General features: G+C 71.6%; 30 protein-coding genes. 11 read left to right on the top strand and 19 right to left on the bottom strand.

Annotated elements, in window-relative coordinates; all coding sequences use genetic code 11:
- Positions 1-14 precede the first annotated feature (14 nt).
- Together ACVGV2_RS18945 and ACVGV2_RS18950 are read right to left on the bottom strand one after the other, a co-directional pair.
- Positions 15-173, bottom strand: coding sequence for a hypothetical protein (locus tag ACVGV2_RS18945; RefSeq protein WP_459163691.1), 159 nt, complete (start codon positions 171-173; stop codon positions 15-17).
- Positions 170-433: a zinc finger protein gene (locus tag ACVGV2_RS18950; RefSeq protein WP_459163692.1), complete on the bottom strand. Its 264-nt coding sequence runs from the start codon at positions 431-433 to the stop codon at positions 170-172. The genes ACVGV2_RS18945 and ACVGV2_RS18950 overlap by 4 nt, the downstream gene beginning before the upstream one ends.
- A gap of 252 nt (positions 434-685) precedes the next feature.
- On the opposite strand from ACVGV2_RS18950, the gene ACVGV2_RS18955 reads away from it, so the two are divergent.
- Complete coding sequence (locus tag ACVGV2_RS18955) at positions 686-1,843, top strand: helix-turn-helix domain-containing protein (protein WP_459163693.1); 1,158 nt, start codon at positions 686-688, stop codon at positions 1,841-1,843.
- Between the two features lie 14 nt (positions 1,844-1,857).
- On the top strand, positions 1,858-2,589 hold the full coding sequence (locus ACVGV2_RS18960; protein ID WP_459163694.1) for a 5-formyltetrahydrofolate cyclo-ligase: 732 nt from the start codon (positions 1,858-1,860) through the stop codon (positions 2,587-2,589).
- 291 nt (positions 2,590-2,880) lie between these two features.
- Here ACVGV2_RS18960 and menD read toward each other — a convergent pair whose 3' ends face one another.
- Positions 2,881-4,557, bottom strand: a complete 1,677-nt coding sequence (gene menD, locus ACVGV2_RS18965) for a 2-succinyl-5-enolpyruvyl-6-hydroxy-3-cyclohexene-1-carboxylic-acid synthase (protein WP_459163695.1) — start codon at positions 4,555-4,557, stop codon at positions 2,881-2,883.
- A gap of 178 nt (positions 4,558-4,735) precedes the next feature.
- On the opposite strand from menD, the gene ACVGV2_RS18970 reads away from it, so the two are divergent.
- Complete coding sequence (locus tag ACVGV2_RS18970; RefSeq protein ID WP_459163696.1) at positions 4,736-5,659, top strand: 1,4-dihydroxy-2-naphthoyl-CoA synthase; 924 nt, start codon at positions 4,736-4,738, stop codon at positions 5,657-5,659.
- 116 nt (positions 5,660-5,775) lie between these two features.
- Here the strand turns inward: ACVGV2_RS18970 and ACVGV2_RS18975 are convergent, their stop codons facing one another.
- Positions 5,776-6,063 carry a hypothetical protein gene (locus tag ACVGV2_RS18975; protein ID WP_459163697.1) on the bottom strand — a complete coding sequence of 96 codons (288 nt, stop codon included), beginning with the start codon at positions 6,061-6,063 and terminating at the stop codon, positions 5,776-5,778.
- A gap of 81 nt (positions 6,064-6,144) precedes the next feature.
- Here ACVGV2_RS18975 and ACVGV2_RS18980 point away from each other — a divergent pair, with 81 nt between their 5' ends.
- Positions 6,145-6,561 (top strand): hypothetical protein, encoded by a 417-nt coding sequence (locus tag ACVGV2_RS18980; RefSeq protein ID WP_459163698.1) that lies wholly within the window; start codon positions 6,145-6,147, stop codon positions 6,559-6,561.
- A gap of 13 nt (positions 6,562-6,574) precedes the next feature.
- Here the strand turns inward: ACVGV2_RS18980 and ACVGV2_RS18985 are convergent, their stop codons facing one another.
- The 5 genes from ACVGV2_RS18985 to ACVGV2_RS19005 all read right to left on the bottom strand — a co-directional run bounded on the left by ACVGV2_RS18985 (position 6,575) and on the right by ACVGV2_RS19005 (position 9,410).
- Positions 6,575-6,745, bottom strand: coding sequence for a hypothetical protein (locus ACVGV2_RS18985; RefSeq protein ID WP_459163699.1), 171 nt, complete (start codon positions 6,743-6,745; stop codon positions 6,575-6,577).
- A gap of 169 nt (positions 6,746-6,914) precedes the next feature.
- Positions 6,915-7,292 (bottom strand): type II toxin-antitoxin system death-on-curing family toxin, encoded by a 378-nt coding sequence (locus tag ACVGV2_RS18990; RefSeq protein WP_459163700.1) that lies wholly within the window; start codon positions 7,290-7,292, stop codon positions 6,915-6,917.
- Positions 7,289-7,492 carry a DUF6290 family protein gene (locus tag ACVGV2_RS18995; protein ID WP_459163701.1) on the bottom strand — a complete coding sequence of 68 codons (204 nt, stop codon included), beginning with the start codon at positions 7,490-7,492 and terminating at the stop codon, positions 7,289-7,291. Before ACVGV2_RS18995 ends, ACVGV2_RS18990 begins: the two co-directional genes overlap by 4 nt.
- A gap of 2 nt (positions 7,493-7,494) precedes the next feature.
- Positions 7,495-8,370, bottom strand: coding sequence for a hypothetical protein (locus ACVGV2_RS19000; protein WP_459163702.1), 876 nt, complete (start codon positions 8,368-8,370; stop codon positions 7,495-7,497).
- A 170-nt stretch (positions 8,371-8,540) separates the two neighbouring features.
- Complete coding sequence (locus tag ACVGV2_RS19005; protein WP_459163703.1) at positions 8,541-9,410, bottom strand: LuxR C-terminal-related transcriptional regulator; 870 nt, start codon at positions 9,408-9,410, stop codon at positions 8,541-8,543.
- Between the two features lie 279 nt (positions 9,411-9,689).
- Here ACVGV2_RS19005 and ACVGV2_RS19010 point away from each other — a divergent pair, with 279 nt between their 5' ends.
- The 5 genes from ACVGV2_RS19010 (at position 9,690) to ACVGV2_RS19030 (ending at position 14,255) form a co-directional block, all read left to right on the top strand.
- Positions 9,690-11,225: an AMP-binding protein gene (locus ACVGV2_RS19010; protein WP_459163704.1), complete on the top strand. Its 1,536-nt coding sequence runs from the start codon at positions 9,690-9,692 to the stop codon at positions 11,223-11,225.
- Positions 11,226-11,353: 128 nt separating this feature from the next.
- Positions 11,354-11,581: a type II toxin-antitoxin system Phd/YefM family antitoxin gene (locus ACVGV2_RS19015; protein WP_459163705.1), complete on the top strand. Its 228-nt coding sequence runs from the start codon at positions 11,354-11,356 to the stop codon at positions 11,579-11,581.
- A gap of 21 nt (positions 11,582-11,602) precedes the next feature.
- Positions 11,603-11,983 carry a type II toxin-antitoxin system VapC family toxin gene (locus ACVGV2_RS19020; protein WP_459163706.1) on the top strand — a complete coding sequence of 127 codons (381 nt, stop codon included), beginning with the start codon at positions 11,603-11,605 and terminating at the stop codon, positions 11,981-11,983.
- Between the two features lie 106 nt (positions 11,984-12,089).
- Positions 12,090-13,355, top strand: a complete 1,266-nt coding sequence (gene menE, locus ACVGV2_RS19025) for an o-succinylbenzoate--CoA ligase (protein ID WP_459163707.1) — start codon at positions 12,090-12,092, stop codon at positions 13,353-13,355.
- A gap of 27 nt (positions 13,356-13,382) precedes the next feature.
- Positions 13,383-14,255, top strand: coding sequence for a 1,4-dihydroxy-2-naphthoate polyprenyltransferase (locus tag ACVGV2_RS19030; protein WP_459163708.1), 873 nt, complete (start codon positions 13,383-13,385; stop codon positions 14,253-14,255).
- A 38-nt stretch (positions 14,256-14,293) separates the two neighbouring features.
- Here the strand turns inward: ACVGV2_RS19030 and ACVGV2_RS19035 are convergent, their stop codons facing one another.
- Positions 14,294-14,983, bottom strand: a complete 690-nt coding sequence (locus ACVGV2_RS19035) for a DUF3558 family protein (protein ID WP_459163709.1) — start codon at positions 14,981-14,983, stop codon at positions 14,294-14,296.
- Positions 14,984-15,288: 305 nt separating this feature from the next.
- Entirely contained in the window at positions 15,289-15,678 is a 390-nt protein-coding gene (locus ACVGV2_RS19040) for a DUF4229 domain-containing protein (RefSeq protein WP_459163710.1), read from the bottom strand.
- Positions 15,679-15,860: 182 nt separating this feature from the next.
- On the opposite strand from ACVGV2_RS19040, the gene ACVGV2_RS19045 reads away from it, so the two are divergent.
- Complete coding sequence (locus ACVGV2_RS19045; RefSeq protein WP_459163711.1) at positions 15,861-16,100, top strand: BldC family transcriptional regulator; 240 nt, start codon at positions 15,861-15,863, stop codon at positions 16,098-16,100.
- A 222-nt stretch (positions 16,101-16,322) separates the two neighbouring features.
- Positions 16,323-16,520, top strand: a complete 198-nt coding sequence (locus ACVGV2_RS19050; RefSeq protein ID WP_459163712.1) for a hypothetical protein — start codon at positions 16,323-16,325, stop codon at positions 16,518-16,520.
- Positions 16,521-16,607: 87 nt separating this feature from the next.
- Here ACVGV2_RS19050 and ACVGV2_RS19055 read toward each other — a convergent pair whose 3' ends face one another.
- From ACVGV2_RS19055 to ACVGV2_RS19090, 8 genes are all read right to left on the bottom strand, one after another.
- Positions 16,608-18,236, bottom strand: coding sequence for a MinD/ParA family ATP-binding protein (locus ACVGV2_RS19055; protein WP_459163713.1), 1,629 nt, complete (start codon positions 18,234-18,236; stop codon positions 16,608-16,610).
- A gap of 251 nt (positions 18,237-18,487) precedes the next feature.
- Positions 18,488-19,495, bottom strand: coding sequence for a c-type cytochrome biogenesis protein CcsB (ccsB, locus tag ACVGV2_RS19060; protein WP_459163714.1), 1,008 nt, complete (start codon positions 19,493-19,495; stop codon positions 18,488-18,490).
- Positions 19,495-21,099 (bottom strand): cytochrome c biogenesis protein ResB, encoded by a 1,605-nt coding sequence (gene resB / locus ACVGV2_RS19065; protein WP_459163715.1) that lies wholly within the window; start codon positions 21,097-21,099, stop codon positions 19,495-19,497. The genes ccsB and resB overlap by 1 nt, the downstream gene beginning before the upstream one ends.
- Positions 21,099-21,881, bottom strand: coding sequence for a cytochrome c biogenesis CcdA family protein (locus tag ACVGV2_RS19070; protein ID WP_459163716.1), 783 nt, complete (start codon positions 21,879-21,881; stop codon positions 21,099-21,101). Before ACVGV2_RS19070 ends, resB begins: the two co-directional genes overlap by 1 nt.
- Before the next feature lie 151 nt (positions 21,882-22,032).
- On the bottom strand, positions 22,033-22,629 hold the full coding sequence (locus ACVGV2_RS19075) for a TlpA family protein disulfide reductase (protein ID WP_459163717.1): 597 nt from the start codon (positions 22,627-22,629) through the stop codon (positions 22,033-22,035).
- 20 nt (positions 22,630-22,649) lie between these two features.
- A complete protein-coding gene (locus tag ACVGV2_RS19080; RefSeq protein ID WP_459163718.1) occupies positions 22,650-23,285 on the bottom strand; it encodes a histidine phosphatase family protein in 636 nt (211 codons plus the stop codon).
- Positions 23,282-24,616, bottom strand: coding sequence for a glutamate-1-semialdehyde 2,1-aminomutase (gene hemL, locus ACVGV2_RS19085; RefSeq protein ID WP_459163719.1), 1,335 nt, complete (start codon positions 24,614-24,616; stop codon positions 23,282-23,284). Before hemL ends, ACVGV2_RS19080 begins: the two co-directional genes overlap by 4 nt.
- A gap of 198 nt (positions 24,617-24,814) precedes the next feature.
- On the bottom strand, positions 24,815-25,102 hold the full coding sequence (locus ACVGV2_RS19090; protein WP_459163720.1) for a hypothetical protein: 288 nt from the start codon (positions 25,100-25,102) through the stop codon (positions 24,815-24,817).
- Positions 25,103-25,121 lie beyond the last annotated feature (19 nt).

The following is a 25,121-nucleotide window of genomic DNA, read 5'->3' on the forward strand; positions in this document are numbered from 1 at the left end:
GAGGAAGAACAGGTTCACGACCCACCTCCGCAAACGTCCTCGTGCGCGTCCAGTTTCCCGAGGTCGGTGGTGTACCAGCCGCACCGGTAGCACGAGCGGGACAGCCGCTCGCGGTGCTGCTCGTCGGTCTCCGCCGGGCGCCGCGCCATGTGCGGCCGCGTTTCCGCGCTCATGCGCCGCCCTTTCCGCTCCGGCCGCCAGCGCGGATGGCCGCGCGGGAGGGCGCGCCCACCATCGCGCGCGCCCGTTCGTCGCAGTCCGGGCACGTCGCCCACAGCCACGGCACCTCACCGGCCGCCGTCGTCACCTCGGTCCCGCACAACGCGGACACCACCACCTCCGCCGGATAGACGCACCCGGAGCCGGGCGGACGCGGGTCGGTCGTGGCATGCCTGGCCCCCTGCCCGGGCACCCACGAGAACGGATGCGGCATCTACCTCAGAGCTCCTCGCACGCGACTGTCTCGGACTGGGTAGAACCCGGCGCGGACGGCATACGATCGAGCGATCGCCGTTGACACCGGGCACTCCTCTGGCAGTCAATCGAGAAGCAGCACGCTGAACCAGAGCACAATTGCTGCACGAATGCTGCACGCTCGCTGCAAGCGAAATCGTGACCTGCGATTACGCAGTCGTTTTCGTAGCGCGAAGAAGTTGATTGGGGGATGTGCATGTCCGGTAGGCGAATGCGTCTTGCACAGCAACGACGCGCTGCGGGAATGACCCAGGAGCGGCTTGCTGCCGTGCTCGGCACGGAACGATCAACGGTTTATCGGTGGGAGTCCGGCACGAGCACGCCGCCGGCGCGTCAGCAACCCAGAATCGCCCGGGTGCTCGGCATATCGTCAGCCGAGTTGGTCGACCTGCTGACACCCGGCAGTGACGGGGACGAATCGTCCGTGCACGATCGCCGCGCCGCGCACGCACGCACCTATCCGCGCAGCACCGACACGACTGCTGTGGCGGGGCTGCGGGAACGGGTGTGCGACCTGGATGAACGCTACGAGCGACTCCCCCCGGCTTCGCTCCTCGCAGAGACGGGGCAGGCCCTCGGGCAGATCGACTTCCTGGCGCGCAACGGCACGGGTGGCGACCTCTGGCATGAGCTACGCGCAGTCGAGGCAGCTGCGGCCACCCTGATGGGGCAGTTGGTCTGGGATGCCTCACAACGCCGCGATCACCGGACGGCACGGCAGTATTTCGCCCGAGCCGCCAACGCGGCCCGAGCGGTCCGCAGTCCCGTCGCTGAAGGCCACGCGCTGCTGCGCACGAGTTACGTGGCCCTCTACGGAGAGAGTGATCCCGCGGAGGGGCTTCGGCTGACCGAACAGACCGCCGAAGTCACGCGGAAGACCAGCGACGTCCTCACCGGACTGGCACAACTGCATTCTGCCGAGGCGCACGCCATGCTGGGAGGCAGGCGCCGGTGCGAGCTGGCACTGGCTGCTGCGGAAAGCAGTTTCAGCACCGGCCGGAGGACCGACGAGGCTGCCCACCTGTTCACGGCAACCCTGTTCGACCGACTGTCCGGATCCTGCTACCTGTTCTTGGGCGACCACCGACGGGCCCAACGCGCACTCGATTCAGCCGCGGAGACCACGACCGCACCGAGCAAGTCTCGCGCCATCGTGCTCGGCAACCTCAGCATCGCCCACCTGCAGCAGCGCGAGCTCGACGCGGCGGTGCTCCGCCTGCACGACGCCATCGACGTGTTGGAGACCACCCGCGGAGGCGGCGGGCTGAACATCGTGTCCGACGCCGTCCGCAAACTACGCCGCTGGCGCGGCGAAGCCGTCGTGCAGGACGTCTACGATCGAGTGTTCTCACTGATCACCACCCCGTGACGAGGAGAAACGCGGTGACCACGACCGAGGTGCACGCGCGCAAGGACGCCACCCGTCGGCAGGTGTGGGACCTGCTCGACAGGCGCGGCGTCGTGGCCGAGAGCGGCAGTGCGCGAGGGCACATCCCGAACTTCGCCGGCACCGAAGCTGCCGCCGATCGGCTTGCATCGCTGCCGTTCTGGGAAACGGCCGGGGTGGTCAAGGTCGTGCCGGACAGAGCCCAGCTCCCCGTCCGCACCCGAGCACTGAACGCGGGCAAGGTGGTGTACATGGCGGCGCCCATGCTGGCGCCACCGCAGCCCTTCTACCTGCTCGATCCCGGCGAGCTGACAGGCCCACTCGAGGACGCCGCCGGCGCGAGCACCGCACCGATGGTGGCGCGCAACATCGGTCTGGGCGAGTTGTGCCCTGTCGACCTGGTCGTGTGCGGCAGCGTGGCCGTCAACCGTCACGGCGCTCGGCTCGGCAAAGGCGCCGGCTACTCCGACATCGAGGTCGCTCTCCTCGCGGACGCCGGTCTCATCGGTCCGCGCACGACGATCATCACCACCGTGCACCCGCTCCAGGTCGTCGAGGACGACATCCCCGAGACGAACCACGACTTCAGCGTCGACGTAATCGTCACCACTGATGAGATCATCATCTGCGATCCGCCGCGACGCCCCAGCGGAATCTCCTGGGACGGGCTCAGCGAAGCGCAGATTTCCGCCATGCCGGTTCTCCAGTCACTGCGGAACAACCGTTGAGCGAGGCGGATCAAGCCAACGAAGCAGCAACGGACGAAGTACCGCAGCGACTCGCTCACGAACCGGCAGGCAGACGGTGCAATGATCTTGATCGACACCTCTCCAGCAGGAGCTCCTCCTCGCTCCACCACCGGATTGACAACCCCACCTCAGCCCTGACCTTCCCGGCATTGATTCAAAGGTCGAGCATGTGCGCCAGGGCGCGGCGCACTTCGGCGAGCTCGGCTTCGGCTGGGTCGAGATCGTGCGCCAGACGCAGGCCGGTGTCCAGGGCCGGCGAGCCGACCGCGGTCAGCCCAGCACGGCCGAGCGCACCGCCTCGCGCAGCCGCTCGTGCACCCCGGCGAGCCCGGCGCGTTCGGTGCGCACCTCGACCACCCGCAACCCCGGGCGGGGCTGCAGCGCCTCGGCCAGCTCGGAGCGCTGCGCCGCGGCAACGTGCTCCACCCCGTGCGCTGCGCACAGCGCACCCAGATCCGTGCCGTGCGGGGTGCCGAAAACGCGCTCGAACGCGGCCGCGTGCTCCGGCCGGGCCTGCTCCAGCAGCGCGAAGATCCCGCCGCCGTCGTCGTTGACCACGACGATCGTCAGATCCGGCGGCACCTCCCCCGAGCCGGCGAGCAGGCCGTTGCTGTCGTGCAGGAACGTCAGGTCCCCCAGCAGCGCGTACGCGGGTCCCCCGTGCGCGAGCGCCGCACCGGCGGCGGTGGAGACCGTGCCGTCGATACCCGCCACGCCGCGGTTGCGGTGCGCCACGACGTCCGGCCGCTGCCGCGCGGCCAGCGCGACGTCCCGCGTCGGGTTCGACGAGCCGAGCACGAGCAGCGCCGCCGGCGGCAGCGCGTCCACCACGTCCCGCGCCACGGCCACGCCGCTGGGCCAGCGCTCCAGGTCGAGCGCGTGGTGCAGCGCCGCGGCGGCCTTCTGGTCGGCCTGCTGCCACGCGGTGAGCCACTCGGCGTCGACCGCGTCCCGCTCGGGCAGGCCGGCCGCGTCGGCGACCTCGCGGACGTTGTGCGCCGGCGCCGGCCAGTCCCCGCCGGGCCGCACCAGCAGCACCTCCACCCCGGCCTGGCCGAGCAGCTGCTGCACCTGGCGGAACACGGTGGGACGCCCGAAGCAGACCACCTGTTCCGGGCGGTGCTCGGCGAGGAACTCCGGCAGGTCCAGCAGCCACATCCCCGTGGTCAGGGCCCCGTCGCCACCCGCGCCGACGCCGCCTGTCTCGGCCAGCACGGGCCAGCCGAGGCGCCGCCCCAGCTCGTCGGCCTCACCGCGCAGGTCGGGCTCGGCGGCGAACACGACGCCGCGGCGCGCGGTGACCCGCGCGAGCACGCTGGGCGCCGTTGCGGTGGTGCGCACGTCCGTCCACGGCCCGCCGTCGTCCCGGCCGGTCAGCGGTTCGCACCACTCCTGCTCGTCATCGGGCACCAGCGGTTCCCGGAACGGCAGGTTGAGCTGCACCGGCCCGGCACGGCCCGGCCCGAGGGCCGCGGCGTGCGCGCGGCAGACCTGGCTGCGCCAGTAGGCGTTCTGCCCGGTGCCGCGCTCGGCCACGGCGAGCTCGTCGAACATCCGCACCGCGGAACCGAACAACCGGTGCTGGTCGATGGCCTGGTTCGCCCCCGCGGCGCGCAGCTCGGGCGGGCGGTCGGCGGTGAGCACGAGCAGCGGCGCCCCGGCCTGGTCGGCTTCGGCCACCGCGGGGTGCAGGTTCGTGGCCGCGGTTCCGGAAGTGCACACCACGGCGACCGGCGATGCCGTGCGCGCCGCCAGGCCGAGGGCGAGGAAACCGCCGCTGCGCTCGTCGACGCGCACGTGCAGCCGCAGCCTCCCGGCCTGCTCGGCGCGGTGCAGCGCGAAGGACAGCGGAGCGTTGCGGGAACCGGGTGCGAGGACGACGTGCTCCGTTCCGTTCCGGATCAGCTCGTCGACCAGGACCTCGGCCTGCGCCGTGGACGGATTCAACCGATCACCTCCGCATTCCAGCGGCCCCGACCGAGCGACCCGCCGGTGGGCTGCACACCTGCCATCGTCTCCCCGCGGCGCGCTCGCACCGCACCACCCCTGGTCGGGGGTGGGCCCGCCCACTCGGGAACTCGTGGCCGCGAACGCCCCGCACCTGGCGCCGACTATCGTCCCAGGCGTGCAGAACGCGAACGTCTCCGAGCTGTTCGACCCGGACGTGTGGGAGCCCGTCGCCGGGTTCGACTTCACCGACATCACCTACCACCGCTGCACCGAGGACGGCCCCGGCCGCGGCACGGTGCGCATCGCCTTCGACCGGCCCGAAGTGCGCAACGCCTTCCGCCCGAGCACGGTCGACGAGCTCTTCCGCGCGCTCGACCACGCCCGCATGACCAGCGACGTCGGATGCGTCCTGCTCACCGGCAACGGGCCCTCCGGCAAGGACGGCGGCTGGTCGTTCTGCTCCGGCGGGGACCAGCGCATCCGCGGACGCTCCGGCTACCAGTACGCCGAGGGGGAGACTGCCGAGACGGTCGACCCGGCGCAGGCGGGCAGGCTGCACGTCCTCGAGGTGCAGCGGCTCATCCGGTTCATGCCCAAGCCCGTCATCGCGGTCGTGCCCGGCTGGGCCGCCGGCGGCGGGCACAGCCTGCACGTGGTCTGCGACCTGACGCTGGCCAGTGCCGAGCACGCCCGGTTCAAGCAGACCGACGCGGACGTGGCCAGCTTCGACGGCGGTTTCGGTTCGGCCTACCTGGCGCGGCAGGTGGGGCAGAAGTTCGCCCGCGAGATCTTCTTCCTCGGCCGCCCCTACGACGCCGAGCAGGGCGTGCGCATGGGCATGGTCAACGAGGCCGTCGCGCACGAGGAGCTGGAGCGCACCGCGCTGCAGTGGTCCCGCGAGATCAACGGCAAGTCGCCCACCGCGCAGCGGATGCTCAAGTACGCGTTCAACGCCCTCGACGACGGGCTCGTCGGCCAGCAGCTGTTCGCCGGGGAGTCGACCCGCCTGGCCTACATGACCGACGAGGCCCAGGAGGGCCGCGACGCGTTCCTGGACAAGCGCAGCCCCGACTGGGGGCAGTTCCCCTGGTACTACTGAAGGCCGCTTTCAACTCGGCCGCAGGGTTCAACTGAGCGCCTCCACGAGCACGCCTCCTGGCCCGGGCTGCGACCGACCAGGTGACGCGGAGCAGCCCACCACCGGGCGCTGCGCGGTCAGTCGGGGTGCGGGCCGATGGTGAGGACCGTGATCGCGTCCACCCGCGGGCCGTAGTACCACCAGATCCGCCACGCGCCCGGCGTGCGGTTTTCGACGTACGACTCCCACACGTCTTCGCCCTCGAGCCCCTGCATCGACTCGTACTCGTGCGACTGCAGGGCCGGATACCCCGGCCCTGCATCGCGGAGCTTCTGCAGGGCCTTGGCAACCTTCTTGCGCTTGGCGCGACAGGAGTTCGAGCTCTCCAAGTCCTCGAGGACCTTCTCGGCTTCCCTGGTGAACAACAGGTGGTAGGGCGGTGTGCCGTTCGTCCCGAATCGCTTCGGGGGAGCCCACCGCGCACGTGAAGCTGGTAGACACGGCGCATGACCACTCGCGCTCGTGCGGACGATTCCCGGGCGGTGCACGTCTCGGATGCGCTGCAAGCCCGGCTGGACACCTACCGCGACCAACGCGAAGGCCGCACCACGACCTCGGTGGTGCTCGAAGCCGTCGAGCAGTTGCGCGACGAGCTCCCGGAACTGGTGCGCACCGCTCGGGCGCGCCCGAAGTCGCCGGCGGCGCAGGAGGAGGTGCACTACCTCGGAACGGGGCCGGTGCTGATCCGCATCCGCCCCTCCGACGACCAGGCGGCGATGCTCGACGAGTTGTCCGGCGAGCTCGCAGCGCCGGTGGCGACCTGGCTGCCCCCGCTGCTCAACGCCTACCTGCCCGGGCGCAGGGAGCCCGAGAACATGCCGTGGCTCGTGCTGGAGGACGCGGCGGGCGGCGAGACCGAGTAAGCGCTCGGCGAGCTCAGTCCGCCGGGAGGTCGGTCCCGCAGTGCTCGCACCGGGCGGGCAGGCCCTGTTCCGCGAACCGCCCGCACTCGGGGCAGAGGAACGCGAGCCAGCACGCGGGATCGCCCCCGTGCTCCGCGTCGGCGGCCGCTTCGGTGTGCTTCCGGCTCCGGTGCTCGTCCAGCATTCGCCCTCCCGTGCTGCACTCGTTCCTTCAGCTCGTTGTCCAACCTCTGCTGTTGCTGCAGCGACCTCGGTTGATCATGAACGCTGCCCCTGTGGCCACGGGACTCGACACGCCTGATGGGTCGGGATCCACGTGCGCAGCGGGGCGGGCACGTGCGGCCGTGATCGGCTCAGCGCGGCTCAATTCCGTTCCTGATCCGGTCGGCGACAGTGGCGATGTCGTCCAGCTCGCCGGCTGCGACGTTCATCACCAGTTCGTACGCCTGATCGTTGGAGAAGGTCAGTCGGTGCCCGTTGACACCGAGGAACGCGATCGTGGCGGCCAAGGCCAGTCGTTCGTTGCCGTCCACCAGAGCGTGGTTGCGGGCCAGCGAGTGCAGCAGCGCCGCGGCTTTCTCCTCCGTGCTGACGTAGGCCTCAGCTCCAAACGCGGTGGTCCCCGGGCGCGCGAGTGCCGAGTGCAGCAGCCCGTGATCGCGGACTGGCGCCTCACCCCCCAGGGCTCGCTCGGCAACGTGGATCAGCTCGGGCAGGGTCAGGTAGATCACTGACCGAGCCGTTCCAGAGCTTCGGCGTAGCGCGGCAGCTCCTCGTCGAGTACCTGGTCGAGCAGCTCGGCCCGGCTGTGGTTCTCGACGTACTCGCGCACTGCCTGCCGGGCCACGTCCTGCATCGAGCGAGACTCGTGGTCGGCACGCTCGCGGAGCGCGTCTGCTTCGTCATCCGACAGGCGCAGCGTCATTGGCATGCTCACATGGTATCACTCATGACACCGCGATGACCGGTGACAGGACGCCGGGATGCGCCCTCGGCACTTCCGCTCGCGGTTTCGCCGTCGGCGCGGAACACGGTGAGCATCACGAGCTGCTCAATGCCGATCTGCTCGGCCGCGTAGGCGAGGACGTCGACGGTGAACGCGGCCATGTCCAGGCTCCACTCCGGCCCGCGACAGCGCAGGTGCACACCGTGCAGCTCACCGTCGAACATCCACCGACCCTCGAGCTGCTCCGGATCGCCGAACTCGGCGGCCGGCTGTTCGGCGAGCTGCACGTCCAGCAGGACCCCCGCGCGCCGATGGACCGCCTGCCGCAACTGCTGCGGGTCGCACGCGCGCTCGCCTTCGGCGTACAGCGACACCGCGAACTCCCGCCGAGGTGCGGCCTCCTCGGACAGCTCGAACCACTCGTAGATGTCCGGGAAGTTCCCCCGGTGATGCGTCTCCATCTGCAACGGCAGCACGGCGTGCACCCCGGCCAGTTCGACCGTGCCGACGCGCTGCAGGCCGTCGTGCAGGCACGCCAACCCGGGCCAGACCGGCCAACCCTGGTAGGCCAGGTTCAACGGTCGCGCCTGCATCCAGGCGAGCTCCCGCACACGACCGTCCTGCGTCCAGTCCCCGCCAGCTTCCTCCGAGCCCCACCGGGCCATCGGGTTCCAGTTGGTGCCGTGGATCACGAGGTCCAACGCCTCCGCCCGACTGTTCGTCACGGCGAACACGGCCTCGTCGTCCGGTTCGGGAAACCCGCCGCGCCGATGGCTGTCGACCACCCACTGATGCCAGCGCAGCACGCCGTGCACGCCGAGCGCGAAGTCCGGCACCGGACTCGCGAACTCAACCGTGCTCATGGCCGGCACGTCCTCGTCTGCATATTCGAGACCGTCTTTCGCGAGTCAGCGGTGGACACCTTGGCCAGCGCCAGAAGCGCACATCCCCGATTTACGACAATCGTGATCAACACCACGAATATCGGTCGGCCGGTCCGAATCCGGTTGGTGACAGCCCGGAACGCGTCCCGTCAGGGCAGCAGCCCGAAACGACGTGCCGCCAGCGCCGCGCTGTGCCGGTCGTGCACCCCGAGCTTGCGCATGGCGCCGCCGAGGTAGCTCTTCACGGTTTCCGGCAGTACCTGCAGCCGCTGCGCGGTCTCGGCGTTGGTGCACCCCGAACTGACGCAGGCGAGCACGTCGAGCTCGCGGCCCGACAGCCTCGGGGCCGAGCCGCCGGCGGGCGCGGAGCGCCTCGCGAGGCCGTCGGTGATCGACGTGATCCGCTGCCGCAGCTCGGGGTCGTCGACCTCGGCGGCGAGCTGGCGGAGCTGCGCGTGCGCCGCGCGGACCGCGTCCCAATCCGCGCTGTCCGGCGGTACCTGCCGCGACCGCAGCTCAGCGCCGTGCGAGACCGTCGCCATCCGCCGCTCCACCTCCTCGCGGACCGCCACCTCCCTGCCGACGGACTCCGCCACCCGCATCGCCGCGCGCAACGTGCGGTCGCCGAACGGTTCGACCCGGCGGATCCCGCCGTAGAGCACCATCCGCACGGAACCGTTCGCGGTGACCGGCACGGCGAACATCGTCCGCAGCCGCTCGCGGGCCACCGGCCGGTCGTAGTCGTGGCTGATCCCGGTGCAGGAGAAGTAGTCCTCCACGGCACTCGGCCGACGACGCGCCACCACACGTCCGCCCAGGCCCGCGCTGGGGAGCACCCGCAGGTCCTGCAACGCCCCGGTCTCGGTGCCCCGCAACGAGCTCAGCAGCAGCGCGTCGGACTCGTGCACGCGGCCGCCGAACACGACCCCGAGCCCCACCTGCCGCTGCAGGGCGCGCACCGCGTTGCGCAGGAGCGGATCGTCCTCGGCCGCGCTGTTGCCGAACGCTCGGATCGTCACGGATCGCACCTCCTCGCAGTCCGCGCCCACCCCCGTGCGGGGGTGGCGGGTGTGTGACCCACAGCGCACCCTCACCTCTCACGTGGCGTCGCAGCGTACCTGCCGTCGCTGATTCCGGCGGACGGGTGCGGGGGCACCGCGTCGGCGCTCTGCCACCGCCGGCGCAGGGCCACCAGAGCAGGGCCACCAGAGCAGGGCCATCACCGCCAACAGGAACGCCCGGCGCAGGACAACCCCGGCGCAGAAAAACCCCAACGCAGGACACCGAGGAGGCAAGGCATGCTCATCCCCTTCGGCGCACGCGATTTCCTCGACCGCGCCGCGACCGCCTACGGCGACCGCGTCGGTGTCGTCGACGAACCCGACCAGCCGGCGCAGCCGCTGGGTGAACTGACCTACGCGCGCCTGGAGGAACTGGCACGCGCCCAGGCGGCCGGGCTGGACGCGCTCGGCGTCGAACCCGGCGAACGGGTCGCCGTCGTCTCGCACAACAGCGCACGACTGCTGGCCTCGTTCTTCGGCGTGTGCGGGTACGGCCGCGTCCTCGTGCCGATCAACTACCGCCTCTCCCGCGACGAGGTCGCCTACATCGTCGAGCACTCCGGCGCCCGCGTGCTGCTGATCGACCCCGAGCTGACCGAGCACCTCGCCGACGTGCCGTGCGAACGCACCATCGTGCTCGGCGCGGACGGCGACGCCGAGATGTACCGCTTCGGCGTCGAACCGCGGGCGTGGGAGCCGGACGAGAACGCGACGGCGACGATCAACTACACCAGCGGCACCACCGCCCGCCCCAAGGGCGTGGAGATCACCCACCGCAACATCTGGGTCAACGCCACCACCTTCGCCCTGCACGCCGGCGCCACCGACCGCGACGTGTACCTGCACACGCTGCCGATGTTCCACGCCAACGGTTGGGGCATGCCGTTCGGCATGACCGGCGTCGGCGCCCAGCACGTCGTGCTGCGCAAGGTCGACGGGGCGGAGATCCTGCGGCGCGTCGCCGAACACGGTGTCACGGTCATGTGCGCAGCTCCGGCCGTGGTCAACGCCGTGCTGGCGGCCGCCGCCGAGTGGGAGGGCGAGATCCCCGGCCGCGGCAGGGTGCGGGTCATCGTGGCGGGCGCTCCACCGCCCACCCGCACCGTCGCGCGCGTGGAGACCGAACTGGGCTGGGAATTCATCCAGATCTACGGGCTGACCGAGACCTCGCCCCTGCTCACCATCAACCGCACCCGCTCCGAGTGGGACGAGCTCGACGCCGAGCAGCGCGCCGACAGGCTCGTCCGCGCCGGCGCGCCCGCGCTGGGCACGACGATGCGCATCTCCGACGAGGGCGAAGTGCTGGCGCGGTCCAACGTGGTACTCAAGAGCTACTGGCGCCAGCCGGAGGAGACCGCGGACAAGCTGGCCGACGACTGGTTCCACACCGGCGACGGCGGGTTCCTCGACACCGACGGCCACCTCACCATCAGCGACCGCAAGAAGGACGTCATCATCACCGGCGGCGAGAACGTGTCGTCCGTCGAGGTCGAGGACGCGCTGTTCAACCACCCCGCGGTCGCCGAGGTCGCCGTGATCGGGGTGCCGCACGAGAAGTGGGGCGAGACGATCAAGGCGCTCGTGGTGCTGGCACCGGACTCGCAGGCCGCGGAGGCCGAGCTGATCGAGCACTGCAAGGCCCGGCTGGCCCGGTACAAGGCGCCGACCACGGTGGAGTTCCGCGACGGGCTGGTCCGCACCGCCACCGGCAAGCTGCAGAAGTTCAAGCTCCGCGAACCGTACTGGTCCGATCGCGAACGCGGCGTCAGCTGACGGCTCCGGCGGCGGGCCAATCGCGGATCAGCGCTGTGACGTCGTCTTCGGTGCACAGCGATACCGTGGCGATCTCGTTGCATCTGGTCTGGTTGACCAACCAACATTAGCCAAGTTATCCTCGGCCCGTGACCAGGACGGTGAAAGTGCAAGAGGCGAAGACGCAGCTCTCAACCCTGCTGTCCGAGGTGGAGCGGGGCGAGGAGGTCGTGATCGCGCGAGGCGATGTGCCCGTGGCGCGCTTGGCCCCGGTCGCGGACGCGCCGCAGCGGGAGATGGGTTTCGTGCCGTACGACGTTCCCGCATCGTTCTTCGAACCGCTGCCCGAGTCCGAGCTCGCCTCGTGGGAGGTCTGAGCGGCGGTGGCGAGCCGGTTCATGATCGATACCCACGTGTTGTTGTGGATGCTGACCGCCCCGGATCAGCTACCGCAGCAGACCCGAGGCATGCTCGCGGAGCGCGGCAACGAGTTGTGCGTCTCCGCAGCTTCGGCCTGGGAACTCGCGACGAAACAACGCCTGGGCAAACTGCCGCAGGCCGACGTGCTGGTGCGGGCCTATCAGCAGCACCTGAACAGGTTGGACGTCACGAGCGTCCCGATCACGGACGAGGACAGCCTGCTCGCCGGCTCCATGGACTGGTCTCATCGCGACCCGTTCGACAGGATGATCGCCGCGCAGTGCATGAGCCACTCCCTTCCGCTCGTTTCGGCGGACGGGGCTTTCGGCACGCTGCCGGGAGTGCGGGTTCTCTGGTAGGAGCAGAGCTCTGCGTTTTCCGCTCCGGATGCGCTGTCCGCGCGGTTCGGATCCGTGCGCCGTACGGCGGCGCGGGCGCGCCCGCACGCGCGGGGAGAATGGCGGCATGACCCCCGCGTGCTCCGCCCGCCCCCTGCAGCCGCTGCCCGTGCCCGCCGGCGCCGAGGCGCTGAGCGTCGTACCGGCGCTGCACCGGGCGCTGGAGGGGGCGGGCCCGGCGCTGCTGCCGGTCGCCGACGACGACGGGGAGCACACCCGCCGCGTCCGCGAAACGCTGCGCGCCGGAGAACCCCTGCAGCCCGGCGAGGACGCCGCGGACGATCCGACGTCCCTGGTCGTGGCCACTTCCGGGTCGACCGGCGCGCCGAAGGGCGTGCTGCTGCCGGCTTCGGCGCTGCGCGCTTCCGCCGAGGCGACGCACCGCGCCTTGGGCGGGCCGGGGCACTGGCTGCTGGCGATGCCCGCGCAGCACATCGCCGGCATCCAGGTGCTCGTCCGCGCGATCCTGGCCGGCACCGCGCCGCACGCGGTGGACACCGCGGACGGGTTCCGCGCCGAGCGGTTCGCCGCCGCGGCGCGTGCGGTGCCGGCCGACGGCCCCCGCTACACCGCGCTCGTGCCCACGCAGCTCGGCCGCCTGCTCGACGACGCGGAGGGGTGCGCCGCGCTGCGCGGTTTCGACGCGGTCCTGCTCGGCGGCGCCGCCACTCCGGCGCACCTGCTCCAGCGGGCCGCGCAGGCGGACGTGCGGGTGATCACCACCTACGGCATGAGCGAAACCGCCGGTGGCTGCGTCTACGACGGAGTCCCGCTGGAGGCCGCGCAGGTCGCGGTCGACGCGGCCGATCCCGCCGAACCGGGGGCGGTGCGGCTGTCCGGTCCGATGCTCGCCCGCGGCTACCGGGACCGGCCGGAGCACCCGGCCTTCGCCGACGGCTGGTTCCACACCGGCGACCTGGGGCGGTGGCAGCAGGGGCGGTTGCGCGTCCTCGGTCGGGCGGACGACGTGATCGTCACCGGCGGGGTGAACATCGCCCCCGCCGAGGTGGAACGCGTCCTCGCCGCGGAGGAGGGCGTGCACGAGGTGTGCGTGTTCGGCGTCGACGACCCCGAGTGGGGGCGGGCGGTGGCCGCGGCGGTCGTCCCGGGCGACGGCGATCCGCTGCCGGCCGATGCCGACGCGGAGCAGCATCCGCTCGTCGCACGGCTGCGCGCGGCCGTGCGAGCGCGGGCGCAGCCGGCCGCGGTGCCGAAGCGCTGGGTGTTCCGCGCGGCGCTGCCGCTGCGAGGTCCGGGCAAGCCCGATCGCCGCGCGCTCGCGCAGCAGATCACCGCACGGCAGATCACACCGGGCGGGCACCGCACCGGGTGATCACGCCCGTGCGCGAAGATGACGGGCATGGCAACAGTCGCGCAGTGGGTGGAAGGCGCCCGCATCCGCACGTTCCCGAACGCGCTCTCCCCCGTGCTCGTGGGCACCGGCGCCGCCGCGGGCATCGACGGTTTCCGCCCGCTCATCGCCGTGCTGGCCCTGGTCGTCGCGCTCGGGTTCATCATCGGCGTGAACTTCGCCAACGACTACTCGGACGGCATCCGCGGCACGGACGCGGACCGCGTGGGCCCGTTCCGACTGGTCGGATCCGAGGCGGCCCGCCCCGGGGCGGTGCGGTCCGCGGCGTGGACGTGCTTCGGCGCGGCCGCGCTGGCGGGGGTCGGGGTGAGCCTGCTCAGCGGGCACTGGTGGCTGATCCTCGTCGGCGCGGTGTGCATCGCCGGGGCCTGGTTCTACACCGGCGGTTCCCGCCCGTACGGCTACCGGGGCTGGGGCGAGATCGCGGTGTTCGTCTTCTTCGGGATCATCGCCGTGCTCGGCACCCAGTTCGCCCAGGCCGGTGAGATCAGCGGGTTCGGCATCGGCGGAGCCGTGGGCGTGGGCGCGCTGTCCAGCGCGGTGCTCGTGTCCAACAACCTGCGCGACATCCCCTCGGACCGGGAGACGGGCAAGCGCACCCTGGCCGTGCTGCTCGGCGACCGGGACACGCGCACGCTCTACGTGGCGCTGGCGCTCATCCCGTTCCTGCTGAGCGTGCTCATCGCCGTGCGCAACACGTGGGCGCTGCTGGGGCTGGTGGCGCTGCCGCTGCTGTTCCTCCCGCTGCGCGTGGTCATCCGCGGCGCTCAGGGGCGCGCGCTGATCCCCGCGGTGCGCGACACGGGCATCGCGATGCTCGTGTGGTCGGTGGTCACCGGCATCGCGCTCACCGTCGGCTGAGGCCGGTGCGGCCGAACGAACGGCCGCCGACCCGCGCGTCATCCCACGAGCGCGGGCACGAGGTAGGTGGTGACGTCCTCGGCGAGTTCGCACTGCTCGGTCCCCGAGTCGGACTGAACCAGGGTGACCTGCAACGTCGCGCCCGCGACGGCGGTGTAGACGGTGCAGCTGTTCGCCCGCAGGGTGCGTGTCGCCTGCGGCGGTTCCTGCTGCGCCGAGGATGTCGGGCTCGCCGAGGCGGTCGTTTCCGCGCTGGGCCGTTCGAGCTCGATCTCCTCGCGCCCGAGGTCGGCGGATCCGGCGGGCTGCGCCCCGAGCAGCACCGAGCGGAGCTCGTCGGGCGCGGAGAACTCGCAGCCGGGCACGCGCGGGGCGCTTCCCGCGCTGCGCGGCGTGCCGGCTGTCACCGGGAACGCGAGTTCCGAGAGCTTGTCCGGTGGGACGAGCCCGCAGATGTCCTCGGCGGTGAGGTCGGACAGCCGGACGCGCTGCTGCGGCGGCACGTGACGAGGCTCGCTCGGGGTCGTCGAGGTCGTCGGAGCGCTGGAGGTGGGCGGCTGCTGCGGCGGTGGGTCGTTCGGCGGTTCGGGGGAGCACGCGGCGAGTCCCAGTACTGCCGTGATCCCCAGGATTGCCCTGGTTCCCAGCACCGCCCTGGTCCCCAGCACCGCAGAGCCGACCGCGTTGGCCGCACCGCTCGCGCTGGACCCGCGCTCCGCTGACCGCACCGGCACCTCCTCATCGGGGTGTGGTCAGTGTCCCCCACGTCCTGCGGAGCGCGGCTGGTGGTCTCCCGCGCGGCGGATCGGCCAGCACGCGGGGAGATCCACGGGATCCAACGGGGAGATTTGCGTCACAAAACGGTGGCGCGCGAGTGCATCGCGGGCGGTTCACGGGCGCCGCGCGGGCAGGCGGACCAATGACCGTTTACCGAAGAGGTAGAACAGGCACGGCCCGGGTAAAGGGGACACCGGATCACCGAAAGGGCCCGCGGGACACCGGGAGCACGACGGGTGCCCGCACCGCCGACCGGTCAGGCGCTCGCCGGGTCGTCCTGCTCCCCGCGCAGCTCCGCGCGCTCCTGCTCCCCGCGCAGCTCCGCGCGCAGGGCTTCGCGCCGGGCCTGCCGCGCCTGCTTGCGCACCGCGATGCCGGTGGCGACGCGCCGCCGCAGCGCACCGAAGACCAGCATCGACGCCGGCATCACCACGATCACGGACACCGCAGCGGCCACCAGGAACGGCACGCCGACCAGGACGAGCACGGCCGCGACGAGCGCGAGCATGCCCAGGCGCGCGAGCGTGTACAGCGCGATGTCGCCGGCGAGCCGCCCCGCGGGCCATTCCTGCTCAGAGGTCTGCCGGGCGTCCGAAGCGGACTGCGCGGCCGGGTCCGACTGCTCCGCAGATTCCTGTTCTCGCACGTCAACCAGCATACGCAGGGGATCCGCCGCGGCTGCCGACGGCTCGTCGCGCCCGGAATGCTCCCGATCCGGCGCTTCATCCCTTACTGTCCCTTTACCTGGACCCAAAGGTTCGAGTACCTGGCCACATCGCTGCCACCATGCGACCGGAATGCCCGAATGCCCGCACTGAGGAGGTCGCTGTGACCGCGACGACGCAAGTGACGACGCAGCAGAGCCAGAACGGTCAGGAGCAGCTGCTGACTCCCGGCGAGGTCGCCGCGATGTTCCGCGTCGATCCCAAGACCGTGACCCGCTGGGCCACGGCCGGTCGAATCGGCTCCATCCGCACCCCGGGCGGGCACCGCCGCTTCCGCGAATCCGAGGTGCGGACCCTGCTCGCCGAACTCACCAACGACGCGGGCGCCGGTCAGAACTTCTGACGCGCGGTCCGGCGCCACGTCCGCCCTCAGCAACACCCCCGGCGACGGCGGACGTGGCTCCGGAGCACCGGCCCACTCCGCGACGGGACGGCGGCTCGCCGCCCGGCGGGGCGGAACCCCGCGGGGGTACCGCTCCGCCGCCTCTCCGGAAACCGCTCGAGTCAGCGACAGCCCCGCCACGATTGACTACTCTCGAAGAGCGGACCCGTTGGAGGTGGACCGATGATCTATGTCCTGGCAGCGATCGGCGCGGTGGCGCTCGCCGTGCTGGTATGGAAGGCGTTCGGTCCGACGTCGGACACGACCTCGGACGAAACAGCGCGCCAGGCTCCCCTCGCCCCCGACGACGACCCCGAGTTCCTCCGACGCCTCGACGAGCAGCGGCGCAAGTCCAACAACAACGACGACGGCGGCGAATGACCGCGGGCCGCGGCCCGCAGCTCGCCGCTGGGTCCGTTCGCCCCGGGCCCGTTCGCCCCGGGCGCGCGTCCAATCCTGCGCCCGCGCTCAGCCCTGGGTCTGGCGCCCCAGCGCGTAGGGGAAGTCGTCCGCCACGAGCGCGGCCAGCTGGAGCATCGCCAGCCGCGTCGGGGCCGCGATCCGGTCCAGGTCCACTTCGGCGCCTTCCTCGAGGTGCGCGTCGAAGGGGATCTTGACGACGGCGCGGCAGCGCGCTTCGAAGTGCTGCGCGAGCTTGGACACGTCGACCTTCCCCGAGGAGGGCCGCACCCCGTTGATGATCGCCACCGAGCGGGACACCAGGTCGCCGTAGCCGTGCGCGTCGAGCCAGTCGACGGTGGCCGAGGCGCTGCGCGCCCCGTCGATCGAGCTGGACGAGACGATGACCAGCGAGTCGGCGAGGTCCAGCACGCCCTTCATGGCCGAGTGCATCAACCCCGTGCCGCAGTCGGTGAGCACGAGGTTGTAGAAGTGCTCGAGCACGGTTGCGGTGCGCCGGTAGTCGTCCTCGCTGAACGCTTCGGACACGGCCGGATCCTGCTCGCTTGCGAGGACTTCGAGCCGGCTCGGCCCTTGCGAGGTGTAGGCGCGCACATCGCTGTACTTGCGGATGCGCTGGGAATCCCGCAGCAGATGCCGCACGGTGGCCGCGGTTTCCTGCGGGATCTTCTGGCTCAACGTCCCGCGGTCGGGGTTCGCGTCGACGGCGACGACGCGGTCGCCGCGCAGCGAGGCGAACGTGGAGCCGAGGCTGGCCGTGCTCGTCGTTTTGCCGACGCCGCCCTTCAGGCTCAGCATCGCGATCTTGTAGCAGCCGTGCAGCGGCTGGTTGATCCGGTTGACGAGTTCGCGGCGCTGCTTGTCGGCAGGACTTTCCCCGAGGTTGAGGGTCTTGCCGCTGGCCACGTACACGGCCTTGCGCCAGCCGGACCGGGGCGGGCGCTTGGTCTGCCGGAGCAGCTGCGCTGACGAGAGGTCCTGCGTCGGATCCGCGGCACCACCGACCTGCCCCTGCGGCGCGGGGCCGGTGGGTCCCTGCGGTTGGCCGGGCGCGTACGACCCGGCCGGCATGGGCGGGCCGGGCTGGCCGACGGGCCCGGACGGGCCGGGCTGGACCGGCTGGCCGGGTGCTGGTTGGCCGGGCGCGGGCTGGCCCGGTGTTTGTTGGCCGGGTGGCTGTTGGCCGGGTGGCTGTTGGCCGGGGGCGGCTGGCTGCTGCGGCGCGGGTTGTCCCGGCTGTGCTGGCTGCTGCGGTGCTGGCTGCTGCGGCTGCTGGTACCAGGCGGGCCCGACCTGGAAACCGCCGGAGTTCTCCCCGTTGCCCGGCTGCGGGGATTGCGGCGACTGCAGCGGTTGCGGCACCGATCCGGGAGCCGAAGCGGGCCCGGCGGACGCGCCGTTCGCCGGCTGCGGTCCGGGTTGGGGGCCGGAGGGAGTGGACTCCTGGTACGGCGCCGCGTTCCCGTGGGCGTGCAGGGCCCCGTGGGCGTGCGGGTCCCGCTGCACGTTCGGATCCACGTAGGACGGAGCCGGGTGGGCCGGTTTGGTGGCCGGTTCCGCGTACCCGTCGCGGCCGCCGCTCACCTCCGCGGACTCCGCGGCGTCCGAGGCCGGGACGTCCTCCTGCCTCGTGCCGGAATCCGGCCGCGTCTCGGGCTCTTCGTACCGTCCGGTCACCGTTGCCTTCCCTCCCAGTGCGCGTCGAACCCGCAGATCTCCGCGGTGCAACCCCGATCGTGCACCGTAGTCGGAGGCACCCGGCCCCGTCACGTGGGGATGCACCGTCTCACTGCATCAGGCCGCACGAACTCGCAGGTCACAGTCCGTCAGACGCGCGGAAGGCGCCGGTGGTGCAGCACGCCCGCCGCAGCTGGGACCCGTTCGAGGGATCACCGCGGCCGCAGGGGAACCGCGGCCGCCCCGCGGAATCACAGCCCCGCGTAGGAGTGCAGGCCGGAGATGACGATGTTCACGAAGAACAGGTTGAAGATCATCACGAGCAGGCCGATGATGTTCACCCAGGCCGCGCGGCTGCCGCGCCAGCCCGCCGTCGCGCGGGCGTGCAGGTACGCCGCGTACACGATCCAGGCGATGAACGAGCAGGTCTCCTTCGGGTCCCAGCCCCAGAAGCGGCCCCAGGCCGCCTCGGCCCAGATCGCGCCGGCCACGATCGCGAACGTCCACACCGGGAAGATGATCACCGTCGCGCGGTAGGCCATCCGGTCCAGCGCCTCGCCGCTGGGCAGCCGCGCGGCGAAGTTCGCCAGCTTGCCGGAGTTCTCGTAGCGCTTGCGCAGCAGGAACAGGATGCTGGCCACACCGGCGAACATGAACGCGCCCATGGACACGATCGCCGCGCTCACGTGGATGACGATCCAGTACGACTGCAGCGCCGGCTGCAGCGGCTGCGCCTGCGCGTACAGCAACGTGCCGGACAGGAACAGCAGCACGACCACCGGCAGCATGAGGAAACCGCCGAGCGCCCGCAGCTGCGCCGGCCGGGCGTCCGCGCGCCGCGCCCGCATCTGCCGCACGAGCACGAACAGCCAGGCGACGACGGCGGCCAGGGTGATCGCCGAACCGAACTCGTACATGTTGCCCCACGGGGCGCGGCCCACGGACACCCCGCGCATGAGCAGCGAGAACCCGTGCACGAGCGCGCCGAGCACGGTGAGCGACACGGCCATGCCGCCGAGCCGCTCGCTGACCGGGCGCTTCGGCTGCTCCGGCACGCGGCCGACGGCGTTGGCATCGCCGGGATCCACGGTGCGCGGGCCGCCGGCACCGACGAGCTCGGATTCGGCCTGCTGCGCCGCGGCCGAGCGCCGCCCCGCGGAGAACTCCGCGAAGTACAGCAGCATGGCCAGGATGTAGACGACCACCGCGGTGGCGTAGGCCCAATCGCTGACCTCGGCCAGCATGTCATTGACCTGCATCAGTTCTTCCTTTCCGGAGCCGGCGCCGAGGCCACGCGCGGGTCCGTCGGTTCCGTGCGGTCCGCACCCAGCAGATCACCCGCCAGCCGGGTGAACTCCTCCCCGTAACCGGCCTGGTCGGTGCGGGCGAGCCCGCCGAGCTCGACGAGCGTCGATCCGTCGGAGCGGGGCGTGGCGCGCACCCAGATCCGCCGCCGCTTGATCATCAGCGAGGCGCTCAGGCTGAAGATGATCGCCACGGCGAAGCCCAGCGCGAACGGCTGGAACGGGTCGTGCGAGACCTGCAGGTTCACCCACCGCTGCACACCGTCGAAGTGCACCCGGGTGCCGTCGTCGAGCCGGATCTCCTCACCCGGACGCAGGTTCTCACGCGCGACGCGCTCCAGCCTCCCCTGCTCGACCATCCTCTGGTCGATGCTGAAGATCGACTGGCCGCGGCCGGAGTCCAGCCCCAGGTCGCCGCGCATGACGTCCACCGCCGCGGCGGGGTCCTCGAGGGCGGGGAACTGCGAGTTGAGCACGTTGTCCTGCATCGACGCCGTCGGGGCGAACAGCCCGGTGATCGCCAGCTGCTTCTGCCGCCGCTCGAAGGGGTCCTCGATGCCCGGCGGGTCGAACTTCGTCGCACCCTGCGAGAGCATCGTCGTCTGATCCGCCGGCTGCCACTGCGTCTTCTGGGTGCGCTGCTCGCCGTTGGGGAACGTGACCGTGAACACCGGGCTGTAGCCGTTGCCGGTGAGGTACACCCGGTCGCCGGCCGTGCGCAGCGGGTGGTTGACCCGCAGTTCGTGCGGTTTCCACTCGTTGTTCTCCAGCGCCTGGCCGGACTGGTAGTCCATGTCCACCCGGTAGTCCACCGCCTGCCCGTTGTGCAGGTAGTTCACGTCGAAGTCGTTGACGCGCACGCAGAACTCGCTCAGGTTCGTGCCGTCCACGTTCAACCCGGCGGTGAACGAGTCGTAGTTGTACGTGCCCGAGTTGCAGAAGGCGGACCCGTCGGCCTGCACGATGACCTGGCCCTCGTAGCCGTACAGCTTGCCGCCCGCGACGGCGACGAGCAGGCCGAGCAGGGCGAAGTGGAACACGAGGTTGCCGGCCTCGCGCAGGTAGCCGCGTTCGGCGCTGATCGACCTGGCGCCGTCGGACTCGGTGAACTCGGTGCGGCGCCAGCGCTTCAACCGCCGCCGCGAGTCCGAAAGCACGTCGTCCACACCGGACTCGGTGCTGGTGTGGGCGTAGTGCGGCATGCGGCCGAGGTTGCGGGGCGTGCGCACGGGCTTGCCGCGGGCCTGCTTGTAGTACTCCCAGCACCGGGGCACCAGGCACCCGACCAGCGAGATGAACAGCAGCACGTAGATCGCGGCGAACCACACCGAGCTGAAGACCTCGAACACGCCGAGCTTGTCGAGGATCGGCGCCAGCGTCGGGTAGTCCTGGAAGTACCGGTCCACCTCGCTCGGGTTGAGCGAGCGCTGCGGGATCAACGCGCCCGGCAGCGCGGCCACCGCCAGCAGGAACAGCAGCACCAGAGCGGTGCGCATCGACGTCAACCCGCGCCAGGTGTTGCGCAGGAAGGCCCAGCCGGTTCTCAGGTAGCTACGCATCAGATCGGCAATTCGGTCGCGTTGATCGGGGTCCGCAGCATCGCGATCAGTTCTCCCCACAATCCCGTGACGAGCGCCAAGCCCACGACCACGAGCAGCGCACCGCCGGTGATCTGGATGGCGCGGCTCCTGCGGCGCACCCACTCGGTGCTGCGCACGGCCCACCGCGCGCCCAGCGCCAGCAGGACGAACGGAATGCCCAGGCCGAGGCAGTACGCCAGGATCAGCACCAACCCGCGCGCGGCCACGGGCGAGTCCGGCTGCGTCGCGACCGTCAGCGACATGACACCGGCCAGCGTCGGCCCGAGGCACGGCGTCCACCCGAAACCGAACACCGCACCGAGCAGCGGCGCGCCCCACACCCCGGTCTTCGGCGCGCGGTGGATCCGCACGTCCCGCTGCAGCGCGGGAACCAGCCCGAGGAAGACCAGCCCCATGGCGACGGTGACGACCCCGCCGATGCGCTGCAACAGCAGCTCGTTCGCCAGCAGCACGTCGGAGAGCCCGAGCAGCATCCAGGTCGCCGAGATGAACACCGCGCTGAAGCCGAGCACGAACAGCAGCGCAGCACCCGCGACCCGCCACCGACCGCGCCGCGGATCCTGCGTTTCCGCGCTGGTCACCGGCGGCGTTTCGGCTCCGACGAGACCGGCCAGGTACGCGAGGTAACCGGGCACGAGCGGAACGACGCAGGGCGAGGCGAAGCTGACCCCACCGGCGAGCACCGACACGACAGCGGCGAGCAGCAGCGGGCCGGTCTTCGCGAGCTCGGTGGGATCCACGCACCCGAGGGTAGGGAAGGCGAGAACGCGCCCCACCACCGGGATCGGTGACCGGGAGCACTCTTTACCCAGGACAAAGCGGGTCCCTCGGACGTTCGCGCCAGGATCGGGACCAAGGTCCCGCGCAATCGGGGACTTCCGGACCGCGGCGTCAGGCCTGCGGCTGCTCCTGCGCCACGCGCTCGACGTGCGGCAGCAGCTCCTCGTCGCGCACCTGCGTCAGGAAGATGCCCGCGACCCGGTGCTGCCGGTCCAGCACGATCGTCGCGGGAACCGTGCTGCGCGGGAAGTTGTCCAGCGCCAGCAGCGAACGGCCGGACGGGTCGAACAGCGACGGGTAGCTGATGTCGTGGTTGTCGTGGAAGTCCTGCGCGGCACCGCGCTGGTCGCGCACGTCGATGCCGAGGAACTGCACGCCCTGATCGCGGGTCTGGTCCTGCACCCTCTGCAGGTCGTCGGACTCCGCGCGGCACGGCCCGCACCACGAGCCCCAGACGTTGAGCACGACGACCTGGTTGCCGAAGTCGTCCAGGGAGATCTGCTCGCCCGGCCGCATCAGGCTCTCGCCTTCCAGCCCGGACACCCGGCCGCGTTCCTCCGGCGGGTAGAACAGGCGCGTCTGCCCGCCCGGGGAGACGAACGTGAACTCGCCGTTCTCGTCGACCGCGTCGTCGCCCTGCGTCGCGCAGCCGCCGACGAGCGCGAGCGCGATGCCGAACACGACCAGTCGTCGCAGCAGCCGTGCCATGCCCACTCCCCTTCGACTCCTCAGGCCCCGCCGACCTGGGGGTCGCTGCCCCCGGCGGGCTCGGTGTAGGCCACCCGCACCAGCTTCTCGTCGTCGAAGACGAGGCTGGTCAGCGAGGCCAGCGAACACTGCCGACGGCGCGGGTCGTGCCACAGCGGCCGGGACTGCAGGAACCGCCGCAGCGTCCAGATGGGCAGCTGGTGCGACACGCACACGGCCTCGGCCCCTTCCGCAGCGGCCCGGGCCCGGTAGACCGCGCCGAGCATGCGCCAGGCGATCTCCCGGTACGGCTCGCCCCACGACGGGCGCATCGGGTTGCGCAGCTTGGGCCAGTGCTGCGGAGAACGCAGCGCCCCGTCGCCGACGGAGACCTTCAGCCCCTCGAACCGGTTCTCGGCCTCGAGCAGCCGCTCGTCGGTGGCCACCTGCAACCGGAACGCCTCGCTGACCGGGCTCGCGGTCTGCTGCGCGCGCAGCAGCGGCGACGCGGCGACGTGGGCCACGTCCCGCTCGGCGAGGAACTCGGCCACGAGCTTCGCCTGCCGCTGCCCGCGGTCGGACAGGGCGTAGCCGGGCAGCCTGCCGTAGAGCACGCCCTCCGGGTTGTACACCTCCCCGTGCCGCAGCACGTGCACCACGGTGCGCGCGGCGGTCATGCCCGCTCCGGCGCGCTCGCGTTCGCCGCGGCTCGAGCCGCGTGCGGCAGCGCGTCGGCGAGCACCTCGAACGACTCGTCGTTCATGGCGGCGTTGACGAACCAGCACTCGAACGAGCTCGGCGGCGGGTACACGCCGCGGCTGAGCAGCTCGTGGAAGAACGGCGGGTAGCGCCACACCTGCTGGTCCTGCGCCTGCTCGTAGTCGTGCACCGGATCGTCGGTGAAGAAGATGCTGAACATGTTGCCGGCGAAGGAGATCCGGTGCGGCACGCCCTCGGCCGTCAGCGCCGCGGTGACCAGATCGCTGACGCGCTTGGCGTTGGCGTCGAGCGCGGCGTACACGTCGGCCGTCGCGGCACGCAGGTTCGCCACCCCGGAGGCCACCGCGATCGGGTTCCCCGCCAGGGTGCCCGCCTGGTAGACGGGTCCGGAGGGGGCGAGGTGGGCCATCACGTCGGACCGGCCGCCGAACGCGGCGGCGGGCAGCCCGCCGGACATCACCTTGCCGAAGGTGTACAGATCGCCGGCGACGCCGTCCACGCCGTACCAGCCGGCGGCGGAGACGCGGAAGCCCGTCATCACCTCGTCCATGATGAGCAGCGAGCCGTTGTCGCGGGTAATCTCCCGCAGCCCGGCGTTGAAGCCGTCGACCGGGGCGATCGCGCCCATGTTGCCCGCGGCCGCCTCGGTGATCACACCGGCGATCTCATCGCCCTGCTCCGCGAAGACCTGCCGCACCGCGTCCAGGTCGTTGTACGGCACCACGATCGTGTCCGTGGCCTGCGCCCCGGTCACGCCCGGCGTGCTGGGCAGTCCGAGCGTGGCCACCCCGGAGCCGGCGCTGGCCAGCAGCGCGTCCACGTGGCCGTGGTAGCACCCGGCGAACTTGATGATCTTGCGGCGGCCGGTGTGCGCCCGGGCCAGCCGCACCGCGGTCATGGTGGCCTCCGTTCCGGAGTTGACCAGCCGCACCTGCTCGACCGGCTCGACCCGGTCGATGATCTCCTGCGCGAGGTCGATCTCCCCGACGGCCGGGGTGCCGAAGGACAGTCCCTCGACGGCGGCGTCCCGCACGGCGCGGACCACGTCCGGGTGGGCGTGGCCGTTGATCATCGGTCCCCAGGAGGACACGAGGTCGACGTAGCGGTTGTCGTCGGCGTCCCACAGGAACGGGCCCTCGCCGCGGACCATGAACCGGGGCGTCCCCCCGACCGAGTGGAAAGCGCGCACCGGCGAGTTCACGCCGCCGGGCGTGACCGCCTCGGCGCGGGCGAACAGCTGCCGGGAACGGGGGGCGGGATCGTTGTTCTCATTCGCAGGAGCTGTCACGCCCCCAGTCTGACACCACGGCGGATCCGCCCGCGGCGCCGGTCCGTGCCGTCCGGCCCAACCTCGCCGGTGCAACCTCGTCGGCGCGGCCGCGCCGGTGCGGTTTCGCCGGTGCGGTTTCGCCGAGGCTGGAGCACCGGTGCGGTTTCGTCGGGGCTGGAGTGCCGGGGCTGGGGCACCGGGGCTGGGGCGCAGCGGTCAGTCCTGCACGCGCCAGGCCAACGCGATCTGCCGGGGCGCGTCCAGCAACAGCAGCCCGCCCGCGGCGGCCGCGGCGACCGACAGCGTCACCCGGTCGCCGTGCACGCGCGGCACGGACGCCGACTCGGCGACCGGAACGGCGGTGACGCCGTGGGCCCACACCCACCACGCCGCGAGGGCGCACGCGACCGCGAGGACCAGCTCGGCACCGGCGACAGCGGCGCGCGCCGGCCGGTGCACACCGGCGGAGCGGCCGCGGGCACGCTGCGGCGAGGCTTCGGTCACGGCCCGCAGCATCTCACAG

This window comes from Bounagaea algeriensis, from assembly GCF_054491375.1.